Genomic DNA, 17,663 nt, shown 5'->3' with positions numbered 1-17,663 from the left:
CATATCCGGGGCCGGCCGGGCTTGTCGTCCGCGCTGCTCGGCCAGGTACCGTCATTCCTCTTTGCCCTCAACCTTCTTCGGCGCCTGGCTGTCCTGCTGCGACCCGTTGTCAAGCGACTGCCCCGGCGCTCCTTCGTTCTTCTTCGCGGCATCCGCAGACTTGCCCTTCTCCGGCCCTGTTGGCTTGGCCGTGTCTCCCGTCAGCCGGGCACAGTAAGCGGCGACCTCAGCCGCGCCGCCGGCTTTCTCCTCCAGGCGCTCCATGGACCGGCCGCGAGGCGCGATGCCGTTACGTTCCACTGCACGCAGGTACACCTTGCAATGGGCGCGGGTGTCAGCGTGCTCGGCATCGGGCTCCGGCCCCGGGTGTCGCGAGCGGCCCACCGACGGATCCGGATGTGGTGGTACGGGCAGCTGACCCTCCGGTGTAGTCCGGGACGGTGGGTCACTGGGCTGCTGTGTCGTGGGCGCGTCCTGCCGCGCGCCACCGCCGCGCTCGAAGGGCGAGGGAATCACCCCTGTCCCTGCCGCGACAGCCACGCCTCCCAGAGCGACGGCGGCGACCGCCGCCGCGAGCAGCACCTTGAGCGAGGGCATGCGGAAGGGACCGGCCGCGAGAGGGCGCCGTTCGGCAGCCCGCCAGTCGTCCTGGGGCCGCACGTCCGCGGCACGATCGAACAGGCTGCCGTCGTCCCGCGCAGCACGGAAAGCCCTGAGCGCCTGCTCATGCGCCGCGGGGTCGAGTTCACCGCCGCGGGCCGCCGACTTCAGGAGTGCGGTCAATTCTGGGGTTGTCGGGTCTTCCCGTTCCGGTGCCATGCTCATCCTTCGCGGCGGTTCATCGCTGCGACTCGTCCCGCCAGCCTCTTGAGTCCGCGGTGTGCTGCGGATCGTACTGCGCCCGGGCGCTTGCCTAGCACGCGCGCGGCCGAGACGCCGTCCAGACCCACGACGACCCGTAGCAGTACGGCCTCTGCCTGATCGCGCGGAAGGCCGCCGATCAGGTCCAGCGCCTGACGGGTGGAGAGGGTCTCCAACACCGCCGATTCGGTGTCCTTCACGTCCGGCACCTGAAGCACGTCCGCCTCGATCACCGAGATCCGCGGGCGCCGTCGTTGTCTTCGCAGGTGGTCCAGTGCCCGGTGCCGGGCGATGGTCACCGTCCAGCCTCGGAACCCCGCGCCGTCGCCGCGGAACCGGCCGATGTCGCGGGCGATCTCCAGCCACGCCTCCCCGGCCACGTCCTCGGCCTCGTCGCCGACCAGCCCGCGCAGGTAGCCGAGGAGCCCCGGCTGCACGAGTCGGTATGCCGTTGCGAACGCGTCCTCGTCGCCGCGCTGCGCGCGCTCGACAGCCGCGCCCAGCTCCGCGTCGTACTCCCCCACGCTTCCCTCTTTGTGCTGCCTCGGCACCGCACACCGTGCCCCGTGTCGCAGGGCGAGCCCCCTTGAGATCTGCGTACACCGTCACGGAAACGTCACACGGGGCAGGATCTTCGGGCCGTCGTGACGGTCCGACGGCCGTGCAGCATCAGATAGAGCCGCTGGACCGACTCCTCGGGCCCGCCGGTCTCGAAGCGGTTGACCACCTTCCCCAGTGGATTCCACACCCGCCCGTCAGGCATCCGGACGCCGACGGGCTGCCCGAACAACTCCCGCTGCTGAGGGCTCAGATCCACCCACTGCGCGCCGCCCCTGCGGACGATGACCTCACCGGTGTACGCACCGAGGTTCTGCAGGAGAGCGATCGGCCGCACCACACGGCCGGAACTGCCGCGTCGCGCTCCGTCGATGATGAAGTCGACGAGGCGCAGGCTGGCGACGGAATAGTCGAAAGGAAGCCGACTGCGGGCCGCCAGGCCGCCCACGACCGCGTTCACGTATGCGCGCATGCCGGACGCGCCCGGCAACTCTTCGAAGTCCAGATCCATATAGATCCCAGCGACCTGCTCGGGGCGTACATCACGGGCACCGGATGTGACACCAGTCACTCCGCCCGCTCCCGGCTCGCCCGACGGCGCGCCGACGGCTCGACCAGCCCATTAACCGGTCCATTGTCGCGCGTGGAACGGACACGCAACCGGCCGACTCGGCCGGCGCCGTGTCCGCGGGTCACGGGACCGCTGGGCCGCCCAGGTACGCGCCGGACCGGTTGTAGGGCCATGCGTTGGCGACGCAACCCTTCAGGCCCTTGATCTGCTGCATCATCGCCGGGGCGGGCTCGCCCGGCCCCGGGCAGGTCTCGTGGCCCCGGCCAATGCCGTGGCCGACCTCGTGGTTGATGATCAGCGCGCGGTAGTCGCCGATCGGCCCGTCGAACTCCGGCGAACCCAGCACCCAGCGCTTGAGGTTGACGACCACGTTCTCCCCTACCCGGCAGTTCACCTCGCCCCTGGTCAGGAGACCGGCGGCCCCGCAGATCCGGTCGACCGTGCCGGGCGTGGCGATCTTCACCGCCAGGTCGTAGGACCCGGAGCTCACCAGCCGGAACGAGTGCGTACCGCTGCGGATCCAGCCCCGCTCGTCAGCGAGGATCGAGGAAACCTCGGCGGCGGCGTCAGCAGCCCGGATGTCGATGCCGTCCTCGACCATCACCATGTAGCGCACCACCCGGCTTCCGCTGCCGATAGCCGCCCCGTCGGTGCGGGCCATCGTGAACGTACCGGGGCCGGTGGCTGGAACGTCGATGGTGTCGTCCTCCGGGGAGGACGACGGTGACGGCGACGTGGAAGCAGCGGCCTTCGGGGACGGACTGCTCTTGAGGGACGGGCTGGGACTGCTGCTCGGGGACGCGCTGCCGGAAGAGCCCGGCCGGGCCGTCAGGGGGGTGGCGGTGTCCTCGGCCACCGACTCGGCCTGCGTGTCCTGCCAGTGCGCGACGGCTGCTCCCCCGCCCAGCATGGCGCAGAGGAATGCGCCGGTGGCCACCCCGCGTGCGGCACCGCGGTTGCCCGCTTGTCTGCGGCTGCCGGCACGCGCGCGGCGTCTTCGGCCGCCACCGCCGGATGGGACCAATCTGCGCCGACGCGGTGCTTGCCGACCCACGGCACACCATCCCCCCTGGCTGAACGGCGCTGCGCGGCACTGTGCGGTGCGGCGGGCCGATGAATACAGGTGGCCCGGACGGCCCCAGGCGCCCGGCGATCTCATGTCCCCCGCCCGGCGTGAACCGACGCGCCCACCCTGACCAGGAAAGCTTTAGTCGCACAAACAGACGACGGTCAAACCAACGGACTAACGGGGCATTCCTCGCAACCTGCAACGCGCTCCGCACATCCGCGCCGGCCTCCCCTACCCGGTACCCACCCGGCACTCCACTCGCCGAGCCAACCTTCGACGACGTCCCGGGTAATCAGCGCTTCCCGCTGCGCATCAGGCGTAGACCCGCTTGGCCACGGCCGCGTTCGCGGCGGCGGCCCTCCGGTAGAGCTGGCGAGGTACGCCGATGTGCCCCACAAAGCCCTCGACCATCCAGTCCGGCGCCGTGCCGACCGCCCTGCCGTCCAGTCGGGACCGGTGCCGGCGGAGCAGGTCCTGGTCGTCGACGCCGTCGAGGAACTCGTACGCGGCCCTCACCCTCTCGAGGCTCTGGAGCAGCAGGTCGTCGTGCTCGCCCAGGGGCGCGACGTGTTCCCTTCCGGGGACCGGCAGGGACTCGGCCCCCGTCGGCGGGGAGTCCTCATCACCCGTGAGGAGGACGTTTCACCATCTGCCAGTCCTCGCCGAGGCTGCACAGCACCCCCGAGTTGACCTCCTCCTGATACCGCTCGTTGTCCAAGTGCCCGGCGAATCCCTGCTCCAGGTGATCCACCCCTTTCTCCACCTCTCGGACATGAACGCGGCGCATTCGCAACGAGTACCCACGCTCCTGCTCCATTCCTTCGGAGCAGCATGAGCCTTGAGACGCTTCACGGCCCGACGCACGGGCCGGCGGGCCTTGACAGAAGCCGGGCTAGAAGCCGTTGTCTTTCCGAGAGTGGCGGGTGTGTTCCCGCTGGTGAGGCATAGAGCCGTGACGCCGGCGGCAGAAACGAAGTGCCATGTCGTCTGTGCAGTGGAGGTGTCGGGATGCCGTCTGTAGTGGGGCTGTTGCAGGAGCGCGAGCGTGCCGCTCGGCAGCGGGTGAAAGCTCTTCAGGCCGAGCTGCGCGGGGCGGAAGCCGTGTGGGAGCGGTTCGTGATCGCCCGGGAGACGGTCGGACTGGTCCTAACTGAGGCGCGCGGAGGCAATGAGGTGCCGCCGGCGTGGCAAGCGAGCGGCGGGTGCGGACCGCTGCGGCTGTGCCGGGATCGGTCGTGCCGGTGTGGAGAGACGGCCCCGATGTCGGTGTGCTTGCGCCGGACTACCGCCGCCTCGTGGATGTCCTGGCTGGCGGGACCGGGGGGGGTGGGGAGACAATGGGCTGTCGGCAGCTGGCAGTGGCGCTCGGGCTGGACACGGTCCCCGCGAAGGTCGAGGGGGTGCGGTCGAAGGCGAAGCGCCTGGTCGCGCGAGGCTGGCTGGCCGAGGAGCGCCCGGGGGCCATTATGGTCGCCGGGCAGCTCGGTGGCTCGTAGGCTACCGGGGCGGGGTTCCGGCCGGGACGCCCGGAACCTGGGAGAAGGGCTCGGTGGTGGCAACGTTTTCGGAGGTCAAGGCCCTGTTGGGTGAGCCCTGGTTCAACTGGTCGGATCCGGCGCCATGGATCGAGATGGAGCGGGAGTTCGGCATCGAATTCCCTGCCGACTTCCGCGAGATAGTGAACGCCTACGGCTCGATCGAGATCAACGGGCAGCTGTACCTGGAGCACCCCTCCGGCCATCTTCTGCACAGCCTAAGAGAAACCATCAGGGGGGATCTCGAGATGTGGCGAGAGGAGGACATGGCGGAGTTCCTGCCCAGTCCGGCAGGAGCGGGTCCCGGGGAGTTGATGCCGGTGGCGTCGTCCACGACGGGAGAATGGGTTTTCCTTCGTGTTCCAGATGGACCCTCGTCGCCCTGGCGTATCCTGGTTCAGGAGCTTGACAGTCCGGCCTGGACTCTCCATGAGATGACGTTCAGTGAATGGCTGCTGGCGTATCTCAGAGGTGAGGACGTGACGGTGTGTTCGCGCAACCTCGCGCCTGACCGTCCGTTCTACGAACCCCTGTCCTGAACCTGAATAGGGTGGAATCAGCGTGTTCGCCGGGCGAGTCGGCGTGAGCGCATCAGCCACGCGAACGTTGGCTCGACCAGCCACCTCTTCGGCAGCACCGTGAAGCCCATCGTGTCGTCGCTGCGTTTGACCACGCTCAGCCCGATCCGCAGAACATGCCGGGGCGGACGACATGAAGCGCGGCTCCCCGAGCAGATTCTTCAGATCTTCGACGGGATCCATTTGCCTTTGCCGTTGTGCCGGAGCATATTCCGTCGATGCCGGACCGCTCAGAAGGCTCGGTAGTACGGCGTCCCGACCGTCGCCGCAACGCTGAATGGGGAGAAATGCTCCTCCGTGAGCACCCGGTAGACGAACTCCGAGGCGGTCATGCCGAAACGCTGGAAGGGCTCCAGCGGATCCGCTCGCGCCACCACGGGCCAGCTCGACGGCTCCTGAGAGGTGTCGGCCAGCCAGTAGTACTCCTCCTCGATGAAGGAATAACCCCACTGGACAAGACCGCTTCCCTTGTGCTCAGCGTCCGCCCCGAGAACCCCGAACGATTCGAAAACCCGCCGGTTTTCGGGGTTGCCGCGCACGGACCTGAGCAGCGACTCGTGATTCAAGAGAAGCGATTCCGTGTCTCCTTGCGCCTCCAGCACCAGAACATGGTCACTGAAGGCACCCCATGGCGCGAAACGGCGGCGCAATTCCTTGAAGTCAGCCGGCAGAGGAGTGCCCAGGGCACTTTCGGTGCCGGACCAGTCGGGGTCGCCGGGCTCGGCGCTCCCACCCGTCACCGCCACCAGACGATCAACCCACTCCATTTGCACCCTCCGCGCGACTTACGAACCGAACCTATTGCCTCTTGGTCAGGGCTTCTTTCCAAATTACCCGATCAACCCCCATCAGGGGATGTCCCAGTACGATGTGCCCACGTACCGTGAAGCGGACGGGAGTGCGACCGTCATCAAGGGCTCGCTGAACCACGACCGCCGAACCGGAATTCCCATGACCCTCTCCGCAAGAGCAAGGATTTTCGCACCCCACCGGCCCTCCGCATCGAGAAGCCCGTCACACCAGGAGACCCTCCAACGAGGGTCATCAGCGCGAAGCGCATTCACTGGCCCGTCGTACTCTTCGTACACGACCAGGTCGCCGTCGACCGCATAGTGGACACTATCGGCTCCATTCACATCGAAACGCACGCTGAAACATCGGCCACCTCGCGACAAGTCACGTACAACCCCGGGAACCGCTGCGACGTATCCGATGCTTTCGATTGTGTAAGCAATACTTCCCGTTTGCCCTACACCCACGAATTCAGAATCGTCGGCCAACTCCAGCGCCTCCAGAGCCGTCAGGCTCCGCGTCGCAGCCGAATCTCCACCCAAGCGCCGGATCACATCGTCACGGTCGACTGCCTCGATGAGGGAAATTGTCGGGACGATGTAGTCCTCCTCCAGTTCGAAAATCCAGGAGAACTCTCCACCAGTACCTGCCATGATCACCTCGGAATGAAACACGAGAACGGGTCAGCGAGGAGTTACCCTACGGACCCCGTTGGCCGACAGGTGATCGACCGGCCGGGGCGGCGCACTGGCTAGCCCTCGGTGCCCAGGCGGCCTTCGAGGACGGTCCTGGTGATCAGCGGGCGGCCCCACAGAGCGAGGAGTTCGTTGGCGAGCGCCACAATCGGGAGCGGATGCCGTTCGCCCTGCACCTCGATGGCGGCGGCCGAAAGCCCTCGCGGGACGGCGTCGGCGTCAAGGAGGACGCGCCATTCCTCGGGCCCGAGCTCCAAGTACTCAAGGCCGGCCAGCCGGGCAATCTCCACGGGGTCGGCGAGCGTACCCGGGTAGGCACTGAGGGCCCGCAGGCGGGGCAGACCGCCGACCGGCTCGAGGCTAAGCGGCTCGCCCTCCCATACGCCGATCCCGAGCACCTCCAGATCGGGGTGCGCGGCGGCCTCCACGCTGTTCAGGCTTCGGACATTCACCCTGGCCACCACCGGCGGATGGTCCCAGGCACGTCCCGAGTACCAGTCGTTGCGGCGGTTCACCACCATGTCGGTCAGGGAGTGGGCGCGAAGTTCGGCACCGATGTTCCGCTCGTGGTCGACCATGATGATCTGTCCGACGTGCCCGCGCGGCCCCGGTGTCAGATCGACCGCCACCCGGTCGCCTCCACCGCTGTCGCCGAAGACTATCCAGCCGGGAGAGCCGACCAGATCCTGCACCGCCGCGTCCGGAGCCGTGGCGACCGCGTCCATCGCCGCGAACCGCCAGGGGCAGGGACGGGACTTCACATCCGCGACATACAGCCGGTCCAGCGCGAAGAGCTCGCAGCCGACCGCGTCGGCGATGCGCTCCATCGCCTCGTAGGCGCCCTCCCCGACCTCCCACCGCCCATGTGTCACCCGGTAGAGCACCTTGAGCTCCTCGGGCAGCGCGATGCCGAGGCGTGCCTCCGCTTCGGCGATCTCTGCCTCGGTCGCTCCGATGGCGTCGGGCATCCGCTCGCGAAGGGCCCGCTCCAGCAGCGCCAGATCCACCGACGGCGACGGCCCCGTGGCGGGCGCCGGATCGGGAAGGCGGCGCCAGGGCTCGGGGACGGCGCCCTCGACCAGGAGCAGCGCACCCAGGTATGGGCTGACGAAGCCCGGCTCCACGGCCGGACCCGCGTCGAACACGCTGAGCACAGTCTTCCCGTCCGGTGCGCTCTCCACCATGAAAGAGACGTCGTCCACGCCGTCGGCCTTGAGCGCGCTCTGCACGCGCTCCACTGCGGTGAACTCGTCCTGCATGTCCTCGACCTGGGCGGCCCGTCCCGGCAGGGGGAGAGGCTGCTGCACGGGCACACTCCAACCGCCGTGCCCGATCTGGCCCGTCACATAGCCTCCCGGCACGGCAAGCTGCTCGGGGTTGGAGGACTGCACGAGCCGCAGCAACGGCTCCCAGGTCGCGAAGTCATGCCTCCAGGGCATCGGTGTCCTCCGGTTGTTCGGTTGATCGCCAGGAACGTGCGCATCAGGCAAGGCCGCCGATCCCGGCGGGTCGAACGGGCGCGGCTCAGTCGCGTGTGTTGCCCCGCAGTCGGCGTTGCAGGAAGGTGGCAAAGGTCTCGTCCTCCGAGCAGATGAGAGCGGAGCCGTCCAGCTCGATGTAGCCGACGCGCCAGTCCTGAGGATCATCCTTGGCAGTGAGCCAACCGGCCGCTCGGCCCTCCACCTCTCCCCACTGCAGGAACCGCTGATTCTCGGTCAGCCGGCGCAGAGCCGGGGCCGCCCGGCTCGCTGCACTGTCGCCGCCAGTCTGCACGACGGGAAACACCCGCACCCCCGCGATGACCCCGCCGGGGAATTCCTTCATGACCGCCACGTAGTCCTCCGGAAGCCTGTCGCACGACTCGCTCGCAGCCCGGTCCACAAGCACTTCCGCATACTGCCGGATGCCCGGAACACCGATACTCCGGACCATCGTGACGATGTGTTCCACTGCTCCGATATCCTGCTTCGCCAGGGTCATGGCCGTCTCACGCATGTCGTCGTAGACATCCCAGTAGGAGCCCGATTCGAACTGCTCATCGGTCTCGAAATCGGGAACTCCTCCGGCGCGCCCGAGAAGAGCCCGCACGATGAATTCGGATGCGGAGCATGGAAGGTCCACCCAGACCTGGAAATCCGATTCGGTGAGAACGGTCGTCCAGTTCTTGGTGTCCGGGTCGGTGGTGTTCCACATCAGCACACCATCACGTGCGGTGCGGCCCCACGGGACCAGACCGCCGGGGTGTGGGAAGAAGGACAGCGAAACCTCCTGTCCGCGGGTTCGCAGGGACTCCTTCATGGCCGCGATGCGCGGCGCGGCGTCCTTGGTGAATTCCTCCAGCGAACGCACTGGTAGGTGAGGCCGCGTGGGGACCACGGAGCCCGCAATCACCCCCTTCTGCACCGCCTGAACCAGCAGTTCGAAGTCGGCGGGGATCACTTCCCCGTGCCCGCTGCCTTCCGGCGGAGGAGCCGGGGCATCGAGACCGAGCAGTCGGATGACGTCGACGTGATGCATGCTTCTTCCTCTCTGATCCTCGGTCCGCATCCGGACCGCTCCTTCGGCGAGGAACGGGTCTCGCCGTGTACGACATCGCCGGCGGCGGTGGGGTGGGCGGCCGCTCACCCCACCGCCTCAACTGTGGCGGATCAGTCCCTCAGGAGACTCAAACTCCTGAGCTTATCAGCCGCGAGAATGTCCCCGAAGAGCTCGACACGTACATATGCACTCCAATCGGGTTCGTCCGGTTGGGAACATAGATCGGGACCGACTGATAGTAGACCCGATCGCCTGACTTGAGACGCCTCTCGATCTCGTACTCGACAGCTCGCATCGCGGTCTGATTCGCGTACTTCGTCGTGGGGACGATGTTCTCTCTACGGGAACTCCCGCCGAATTCACGGGCAATGAGATGAGCACGGTTCCATTCGTCGGCGCTCCCCTGCAGCGACCAGCCGACCGGGTCCTGAGGCTCCCGGTTGTCCCTGGTTGCAGGCGCGGCTGGATCGAGACAGGCGAACCCGCCCGTGGCCCGGCCCTGTCCGTCCACCGGAGAGTTCCACACCGTGCTCGGACCGGTGGAGTCCTGGCACTTCTTGTTCTCCTCGCCGGCCCGGTCGACCAGTTTGCGCTGAAGCGACTTGTCCGGGCTGGACTGCCCAGACGTGCCTGCCCAGATCCGGACCAGCGTCGAAATGGCCGCTCCTGTGACCGTTCCCTTGGGGCCGCTCGAGCCGCCCCCGCCCCCGCCCCCGGACGGCGCGGGAGCCGGTCCAGGCGAAGGCGACGGCGTGGACGCATTCCGCGTCCCGCTGGACGAGCTGGACCCGACGTCCTCCGCGGACGGCATCATCTGGCTCAACGCCATGGCGGCGTCGTTGAGGTTGTCCTGGCCCTCCGGTGTAGCCGCGTAGAGAGACAGCCCCAGGGCCCCCGCCACCCAGTAGGCGACCGCAGGAATCGCGAACCAGTGACCGTCGATCTCGACGTTACTCACCGGGTTGCCGCCGGTGAACGCGTAGCGGTTACCGGTGAACGGGTCGGCGCCGAGGCTCATGTCGGCGAGAGCGCCGTTGTACATGTCCCGGGTCGTGAAGCGGTTGAGACCCGGATCGTAGTCCCGGAAGCCCATGTCGTACGTGCCCGACTTGGCGTCCCAGCGCTTCGCGTTGAACCGGTAGGGGTTGTACTCCTGCTTCGTGGGGTCCGCCGCGTCCGGCTTGTCGATGCCCGTGAACTCCGACTTGTCGTCGGAACCGTAGGCCGTGTAGCCGTACGTGGCCTTGGTGTCGCCGTTCTTGTCGGTCAGGGTCTCGACGTCCGTGTGCGAGTTGTAGCCGTAGAAGCCGTCTTCGCTGGTGCCGTCGGTGTTGTGCTTGACCTGGGAAAGGCGCTCGCCCCACGGGCTGTACTGGTAGGACTTGGTGAGCTGGCCGGCGACTTCCTCGCTCAGCACCTCGCCGGACAGGCCGAGGTAGTTGAAGTCCGTCGTCTTGCCGTCGGCCGTCTTCGAGGCGGTGCGGTCGAGCGGGTCGAAGGTGTACTTTGTCGACTTCATCGCGCCCGTCCCGTCCAGCTTCTGGGACTCCACGACGTGGTCGAAGCCGTCGTACACGTTCCGGGAGATGACCTGTCCGCCGCTCGTCACCGACTGCTGGCGGCCGAACGGGTCGTAGTTGTAGGTCGCCGTCGAGCCGCTGGTAGTGGCCCTGAGCAGCCGGTTCCGGTCGTACACGTAGTCGGTGGTGACGTCCTTGACCGTCTGCCGGACGACGTTGGCGTTGTCGTCGTGGACGTAGGTGTCCGTACCCGCCCCAGTGCCCGTCTTGACCGACTTGGCGAGCCGGTTGACGGGGTCGTAGGTGAAGGCCGTGGTGGAGTCGAGGTACGCCGCGTGGTTGTCGGCGTTCATCTTCTTCGCCGCGTCCTGTGCCTTGTTCCCATTGAGGTCATAGGCGTAGGTGTGTGAGGAGACGAGAGTTCCGGAGCCCTTCTTCTCCGTGGTCGACTTCACCTCACCGCTGAGGAAGTAGGTGTAGTCGACGGTGTTGCCGTTGGCCTTGGTCTCCTTGAGCCGCTGGCCGCGGTCGGTGAACGTGAACGACGACACCTTCGGGGACGCGTCCGTGGCGGACTTACCGATCGAGATCGTCTTGACCAGCTCACGCAGGTCGTAGGTGTACTTGGCGTACTGGTCGGGGTGCGTGACCGTGTCCGCCTGGCCGTTCGCGTCGTAGGTGTACGACGTGACCTTCTTTTCCTGGCCGGCGAGGGCCTCGGTCACCTTCTCGACCTGGTTGAGGCCGGTGTAGGTGATCGTGTAGGCGTCGATCTTCGCACCCGACGAGGTGTCGTCGATCGAGTTCAGGTTGCCGTTGACGTCGTAGGCGTAGACGAAGGACTTCTTTTCGTTGTCCGTGTCACCGGACGCGTCCCGCACCAGCTTGACCGCGTCGGCGACCACGACACCTGAACCGCTCTGCTCCAACTTGAGCTGAGCGTCATTGCCTTGCTTCAGGCTGAAGGAGCCCAGCGCCACCCAGGTGCCAGTGCCAACCGTCTGGTCCTTGGTGACGGAGGGCTGAGTCGTCGCCCCCTGCGACAGCGTGTACTTCGCCGCCGTCGCAGCGCCCGTGACCCGCGGGTACTTCACGTACGCCGTGTACGTGCCGTCCTTGGGGATGTTGAGCGTCCAGGTGAAGGCGTCGGTGCCCGTGCCCGCCGCGTGGGTCCGGTGGTCGTAGCCCTGCTGGCTGGCGATGTCTCCCTTCGTCCAGGTTCCCGTGGCGGAGCTGTTCTGGATGTCGGAGTTGTCGACGAGCACGACCGACTTGCCCACCGGCACGCCGTCGTCCGACTTGGACTTGAGCTTGCCGTCGGGGTAGTACGACTGGGTCATGGTGCGGTCCGAGGAACCACCCGCCGACGTAAGCGTGCGGGCCTTCTGCTGCCCGAGCTCGGTGTAGTCGTACGTCGTGGTGATGTCCCACGGGTCGGTGGACTTCCGCGGCCAGCCGTTGTCGAAGTACTCGAAGACCGTGTCGTTGCGGACGGTCTGGCCCTCCGACGGCGGCAGCGACTGCCGCTCCACCTGGCCCACCGCGTCGTAGACCGTCTCGGTGTAGACGTTCGGGTCGTTGTAGCGGGCGTCTGCCGGGTCATACGGCTGGAACTGCTTGACCGGACGGTTCAGCGCGTCGTACTCGGTACGCGTGGTGAAGTCGTCCGCGGTGGCCGTCGCAGCACCCCGCGGCGAGATCACCTTGGTGGTGTTGCCGACCTGGTCGTACTCGTACTTGGTGGTGCGGAACTTCACCCCGTCGTACGGAGCCTTGACCTCGGTCTGCTTGCCCCGTTCGTCATAGGCGAAGGTCGTGGTGCTGTTCGCGGCGTCCGTGGACGTGAGGACCAGCGAGTCCTTGTCGTAGGTCCGCGAGGTGACCTTGCCGGCCGCGTCCGTGAAGGTGGTGACCCGGTGATTCAGGTCGTACGCGATCTTGGACGTGTAGTCGGTCGTGTCGGCGGTCGCGTTCTTCTTCGGGTCGACGACCCGCACCGTGTTGCCGACGTTGTCGAACGAGTAGGAGATCCGGTCGCCCGCGGAGTTGACCACCGAGGTGAGCTGGTAGATCTCGTCGTAGTGATTCGTGGTGACGTAGTCGGTCGCGTCCGATGTCGTCAGCGCGCCCTTCGGCTCCGTGACGGTCTCGAGGTTGCCGACCTTGTCATAGGTGTAGGACGTCCTCCGCTCGGCCGAGATCGCCGTGTCCTTGGGCGCCGTCGCCGAGCTGAGCTGATCCGCGACGTCGTACACCGCGGTCGAGACCGCACCGTTCGGCGCCGTGGACTTGATGACGTTGTCGTTGGCGTCGTACACGGGAGCCGGGGTGGTGATGAGCACACCCGCGTCCTGGTCCTTCGGAACCGAGTTCTCCTTCGGGCGCCCGAAGGTGTCGTACGTCTGCGTGGTCTTCTTGCCCAGGGCGTTGGTGACCTCGGTGACCTGGCCGCGCTCGTCGTACACGAACGACGTGGACTTGTTCAGCGCGTCGGTGATCGTGGCCGGGTAACCGGTGGGGCCGAAGTCGCTGTTCGTCGTCGGGCTGCCGTTGGCGTCGGTCGCCTTGGTCATCTGGCCGTGGGTGTCGTAGTCGTACGACGTCGTGTAGTCACCCGCCGTCGTGGTGGCGACGCCCTTGGGGTCGGTGACCGTCTTGAGGTTGCCGAAGGCGTCATAGCCGAACTGCCACTTGCGGCCCTCGGGTGAGGTCTTGGTGGCCAGATCGGCGGCGAAGCCGTCGGCGCGGGTCTGGTACGTGTACTGCGAGGAGTTAGCGGGGTAGACGCCCGGAGCGCAGTCGGCGGCAGATGGGACGCCCGCCTTGTTGTTCTCCGCGTCGCGTGACCAGAGCGGGTAGCCGGTCTTCTGGTCGTAGCAGTAGGCGGTCTTGGCCCCGTTGTCCTCTTCCAGGTAGGTGACGTTGTTGTCAGCGTCCCACGACATCCGCGTGGTCTCCGACTTGGCGTTGGTCGTCTGGACCGGGCGGCCGAAGTCGTCCGCCACGTAGTCGGTGGCGTGCGACTCGGAGTCGGTGACCCTGGTGTCGGTGAACTTGGGATTCGTGGCGTTCACGGCGTAGGCGAAGCCGGTGGTGCCCTGAAGACGGTCAGTGATCGTCTTCGTCCACCAGTGGTACTTCGGGTCGTCACCGGCCTGCGGCGCGTAGTACGCCAGGCCCGTGCCGTTGCCGCGCGGGTCGGTGGCCTTGACGAGCTTGACGTTCTTGTTCCCCTGCGTGGCGTCGTAGGTGAACGTGAAGTCCTTGGGCTGGCTGGAGCCCAGGCCGTCGGTGAACTGGCCCAGCAGGCCCTTGTCCGTGTAGTAGAAGGCGATCTTGCGGCCCGAGATGTCCGTCATGGACTTCACGTGGTCGTAGATCTTGGAGTTGGTCAGGTTCGAGTCCGTGACCTTGGCGCCCGAGTCGTCGATGTACTCGTAGGACGCGTCACCCTTCTTGTAGTACTCGACAGTGAGCGACGTGCGGCCGGCCGGGTCCGTGATGTACTTCAGGAACTTGGTCGGCTTGTTGTTGGACTTGCGCTCCTCGTAGGTGAACGTCTGGGTGTTGCCGTTCTTGTCGACGGTCGACGTCATGTAGCCGTCGCAGCCGAAGAGGAAGCGGGTGCCGTCCGGGCGGGTCAGCGTCCAGGCGTCCGGGACCGGGTCCTTGGTCGGCTTGCAGTCCAGGCCCGGCTTCATCGTGACCTGGTAGTGGACACCCGCCGGGGCCTTCCAGGTGCCGTCCTCCTGCTTACGGAAGACGTGAGATGTGCCGTCACCGTCCGGAAGTCGGATCTCCGTCGGGTTCGGATTCGGGTGGAAGTCCAGGGGCGCGCCCAGCCGGATCGGGCCGGAAGCCTGGAACGACCAGCCGTGACCGGCAACCGTGTCCGAGGTGTCCTGTGAGTTGTACGCGAACCGGGCGAAGGTGGTGAGCCCTCGTCCCGGGTTCGTGAACGCGTTGTACGACCAGACGCTGTTGCCCGACGACAGGTTGTTCATGACCGTCGAGCCGGCGCCGGTGTTTTTGCCCGTGTACGAGTAGAACTTCTCCAGGCCGAGCTGGTTGGAGGTCGGGTCCTCGACCGCCACGTTCTGCTTCAGCGCCGGGATGCCGCCCGTGCCCGCCGACAGCCAGCTGCCGTCGGAGATCTTGCGGACGTCCCAGCCGAGGACGTACTCGTTGCGCTTGTTGCCGGAGTCCGAGTTGATCGGGGTGGCGACCTGGGCCTGGATGGTGGCCGACTTGCCCGGCAGCAGGGCCGGGATCGGGGTCTCCAGCTGGTTGCCGCCGGTGGTGACGTCCGTGCCGTCGGGGAGCTTCCAGGTGTAGGACAGCTCCCGCTCGCCCGCTGCCCACGCCGAGGACGTGGTGTTGGTGACCGTGAAGTCCACCGTGTAGGTGGAGTTCGGGGTCATCCGGGACGGGGTGGTGGGGGCGTAGTACGTCGAGGAGGTGGTCGAGTCGACGTAGATGACCTGCATGTACGGGCGCAGCTGCGGGTCGGCGGCCTCCGCCGACAGGAACAGGCTGCGCTCCTGCGGGCCGGTGGTGGACTCGTCCTTCAGCTTGACCGCGACGCCCTTGTTGCCGGCCGGGTTCTTCACCCAGCTCTGCATCAGGCTGGTGGCGTCCCACCAGTGCCGGCCGACGTCCGCCATGTCCGCCACGGTGTCGGAGACGGCGGCGTTCATGTCACCGCCCGGGCTGGTCCAAGGGGTGGTGGGGGTGGCGTTGTTCCAGGTGGCGCCGGTCTCCGCGAAGTCTCGTGTCAGAGCGTGGAGTTCGTAGATCGCTCCGGTGCTGCCCGTGGTGGTCTCGGCGCCCCACATGTACATCCGGTTGTCGAGCACCGTGGCGGTGGCCGGGATGTCGCTGGTGGGGAATTTCAGCACGGCACGGGTCTTGCCGTAGGTGCCGGAGTTGTTGCCGACGCTCAGCCACTTCTGGCCGACGTCCCAGGACTGGATGGTGTCCTGGTTGGTGGTCGGTTGGGCGGAGGAGAGGGTGGTGTCGGTGACGCCGCCCTGGCTGCCCTGGATGATCTCCATCGTCCGGCCGGCCTTGGGGATGCCCACGACGCGGGTCGGCGATCCGAGCAGATCGCCATCCTCGGTCTTGACAGCGATCTGGTAGTAGTACGACTTCCCGATCTCGCTGGACGACGAGTCGGGGGTGGGCACCGCGGTGGTGTCGGTGTACGCGGTGGTCGCCTTGTCGATCGGCGCGATCAGTGTCGCCGCGGAGGGCGTGAAGTCCTGCTGCGTGGAGCGGTGCAGCTGGTACTCGACGATGTCCGCACCCGTGTCCCCGGCGGTGTTCTTGTACGCCGGCCAGTGCAGCTCGGGGCCTGTGGAGTGCACGACGGTCGGCGAGTCGAGCGCGGTGCCGACGCGGCCCCAGGTGACGGTCAGCCGCGGAATGCTTGAGGTCTCGCCGCCGTAGTAGCCGTCACCGGCCTCGTAGCGGGGACCGCCGAGCGGCCCCGTGGACGACTCGTCCTTCGCCTTCAGGATGAAGCCGTGGTTCGCGGTGCCGTCGACCCACTTCTGCACCGTGTCGGCGACCGGGAACTCGTGCCACTGGTTGTACTCGCCCTTGTTCTTGACGATCTGGGCCGGGTTCACCAGGCGGACGGCGTCCGCGATGACGGAGGTCGAGGCGGAGGCCGGTCCGTCGCCGAGGACGATCTTGCCGATCGTGCCCTTGTCGAACGGCAGCTGTGTGCCGCCGTTCAGCGAGGTCCACACGCCGTTGGTGCCGGCGCTCTGGTCGACGGTGAAGGTCTGGGTGCCGTCCCGGTGGGTCACCGTGTACGGGGCGTTCGTCGCCCGGTCGGTGGCCGCGACGTAGTGCACGTCGACGCGGTAGGAGGCTGTGTCGGTGACCTTCGGCTGCCAGGTGTACTTGTCCCCGGCGACGGCGTCCTTGTTGTAGTGGTAGTCCTGGCCGATCGCGTACTGGGTCAGCGTCGAGCCGGAGGCAGGCCAGGTGCCGGTGGCCGCCGTCGTACCCGAGTCGCCGTCGTCGGCCTGGACGCTGGTGCCGGACAGCTCGCCCAACAGTCCTGAGGTGTTGGACCAGGTCGCCGTCGACTCGTCCCACGCGCCGGTGGCGCGGTGGGCCTCCATCGTCACATCGTTGCCGTTGGTGGTGTGCGACTGGTCGAAGTAGACGCCCAGCCGCGCCCCGTCGACCTTCACGCCGGCCGGGATCTCGTCCAGCGGGAACTTCAGCAGCGAACGAGCCTGGGCCGTGCTGGAGGTCTTGCCCGTGGACAGGTTCCAGGCGGAGTTGAAGTTCACGCCCGGCTGGTCGGACAGGACCATCGTGTCCTGCGAACCGGACGGCGAGGGCGCGATGGTGATGGTCGGGTCGATGACGACCGGGTACTGGCGCTCCTTCGCCGCCAGCCACTTCGCGTCCGGCGTGACGGTGAGCTTCCAGCCGTCGCCGTCGCGGGAGAGCTTCTGGGTGACGGCGGCGCTGTACTCGTACCCGTACGGCGACGAGGCCGACTTCTTCGCGTCGGTCATGTACGGCGCCGGGATGACCAGCACCGGAGTGTTCGGCAGTTCGCCGAAGAACGCGATCGAGCCGTCCTTGCGGGCCTTCGGGGTCAGGCCCTCCGTGTCCAGGGTGAAGGTGTACTTCACCGGGCCGGCGGGCCGTTCGGCGAGGGTGATGTTCTCCTTCACCCGGCCGGGACCGACCTGGTACGAGAGGTCCGCGCCGTTCGCCGCACCCTTGTAGGTGACGGTGGCGCCCTTCGCCTCCGGCTTGAGGCGGGCGCCCGCGCCCTCCAGCCCGAGCGTGACCGACCGGCCGCCGTCACCAGCCTCGAAACGGAGCAGCCGGTCCGGGTCGGACCCGAACCAGCTGCGGCCGGTGTTGGCCGTGTTGGCGAACTCGAAACCCTTGGCCTTGGTCTCCGCGACCCGGG

The 17,663-nt window shown here is 67.2% G+C and carries 13 protein-coding genes and 1 pseudogene; 2 read left to right on the top strand and 12 right to left on the bottom strand.

The window, feature by feature from the left end; genetic code table 11:
• Window positions 1–51: 51 nt before the first annotated feature.
• From ACFC1X_RS06135 to ACFC1X_RS06110, 6 genes are all read right to left on the bottom strand, one after another.
• Window positions 52–819, bottom strand: coding sequence for a hypothetical protein (locus ACFC1X_RS06135; RefSeq protein ID WP_376349177.1), 768 nt, complete (start codon window positions 817–819; stop codon window positions 52–54).
• A gap of 2 nt (window positions 820–821) precedes the next feature.
• Window positions 822–1,385: an RNA polymerase sigma factor gene (locus tag ACFC1X_RS06130; RefSeq protein ID WP_376349175.1), complete on the bottom strand. Its 564-nt coding sequence runs from the start codon at window positions 1,383–1,385 to the stop codon at window positions 822–824.
• 92 nt (window positions 1,386–1,477) lie between these two features.
• Entirely contained in the window at window positions 1,478–1,930 is a 453-nt protein-coding gene (locus ACFC1X_RS06125) for a hypothetical protein (RefSeq protein WP_376349173.1), read from the bottom strand.
• 181 nt (window positions 1,931–2,111) lie between these two features.
• Window positions 2,112–2,927 carry a DUF3152 domain-containing protein gene (locus ACFC1X_RS06120; protein WP_376349171.1) on the bottom strand — a complete coding sequence of 272 codons (816 nt, stop codon included), beginning with the start codon at window positions 2,925–2,927 and terminating at the stop codon, window positions 2,112–2,114.
• A gap of 444 nt (window positions 2,928–3,371) precedes the next feature.
• A complete protein-coding gene (locus tag ACFC1X_RS06115; RefSeq protein ID WP_376349170.1) occupies window positions 3,372–3,575 on the bottom strand; it encodes a hypothetical protein in 204 nt (67 codons plus the stop codon).
• A 106-nt stretch (window positions 3,576–3,681) separates the two neighbouring features.
• Window positions 3,682–3,810 carry a hypothetical protein gene (locus ACFC1X_RS06110; RefSeq protein WP_376349168.1) on the bottom strand — a complete coding sequence of 43 codons (129 nt, stop codon included), beginning with the start codon at window positions 3,808–3,810 and terminating at the stop codon, window positions 3,682–3,684.
• A 586-nt stretch (window positions 3,811–4,396) separates the two neighbouring features.
• On the opposite strand from ACFC1X_RS06110, the gene ACFC1X_RS06105 reads away from it, so the two are divergent.
• On the top strand, window positions 4,397–4,555 hold the full coding sequence (locus tag ACFC1X_RS06105; protein ID WP_376349166.1) for a hypothetical protein: 159 nt from the start codon (window positions 4,397–4,399) through the stop codon (window positions 4,553–4,555).
• Between the two features lie 53 nt (window positions 4,556–4,608).
• Window positions 4,609–5,133 (top strand): SMI1/KNR4 family protein, encoded by a 525-nt coding sequence (locus tag ACFC1X_RS06100; protein WP_376349164.1) that lies wholly within the window; start codon window positions 4,609–4,611, stop codon window positions 5,131–5,133.
• 29 nt (window positions 5,134–5,162) lie between these two features.
• Here ACFC1X_RS06100 and ACFC1X_RS06095 read toward each other — a convergent pair.
• From ACFC1X_RS06095 to ACFC1X_RS06070, 6 genes and pseudogenes are all read right to left on the bottom strand, one after another.
• A pseudogene (locus tag ACFC1X_RS06095) lies at window positions 5,163–5,330 on the bottom strand (IS5/IS1182 family transposase); the annotation flags it as partial.
• 72 nt (window positions 5,331–5,402) lie between these two features.
• The gene (locus ACFC1X_RS06090; protein WP_376349162.1) at window positions 5,403–5,939 is read right to left on the bottom strand and encodes a hypothetical protein; all 537 of its coding nucleotides are present in this window, start codon (window positions 5,937–5,939) and stop codon (window positions 5,403–5,405) included.
• A gap of 81 nt (window positions 5,940–6,020) precedes the next feature.
• The gene (locus ACFC1X_RS06085) at window positions 6,021–6,617 is read right to left on the bottom strand and encodes a DUF6461 domain-containing protein (protein WP_376349784.1); all 597 of its coding nucleotides are present in this window, start codon (window positions 6,615–6,617) and stop codon (window positions 6,021–6,023) included.
• Between the two features lie 98 nt (window positions 6,618–6,715).
• Window positions 6,716–8,098, bottom strand: a complete 1,383-nt coding sequence (locus ACFC1X_RS06080; RefSeq protein WP_376349160.1) for an SMI1/KNR4 family protein — start codon at window positions 8,096–8,098, stop codon at window positions 6,716–6,718.
• Between the two features lie 85 nt (window positions 8,099–8,183).
• Window positions 8,184–9,176 carry a hypothetical protein gene (locus ACFC1X_RS06075; RefSeq protein ID WP_376349158.1) on the bottom strand — a complete coding sequence of 331 codons (993 nt, stop codon included), beginning with the start codon at window positions 9,174–9,176 and terminating at the stop codon, window positions 8,184–8,186.
• A 148-nt stretch (window positions 9,177–9,324) separates the two neighbouring features.
• Window positions 9,325–17,049 carry a DNRLRE domain-containing protein gene (locus ACFC1X_RS06070; protein ID WP_376349782.1) on the bottom strand — a complete coding sequence of 2,575 codons (7,725 nt, stop codon included), beginning with the start codon at window positions 17,047–17,049 and terminating at the stop codon, window positions 9,325–9,327.
• Between the last annotated feature and the right edge of the window lie 614 nt (window positions 17,050–17,663).

It is taken from the genome of Streptomyces sp. NPDC056128, assembly GCF_042263835.1.
Lineage (GTDB): Bacteria > Actinomycetota > Actinomycetes > Streptomycetales > Streptomycetaceae > Streptomyces.
The sequence above is the reverse complement of the archived record's forward strand: the minus strand, read 5'-3'. Positions and strand labels throughout refer to the sequence as shown.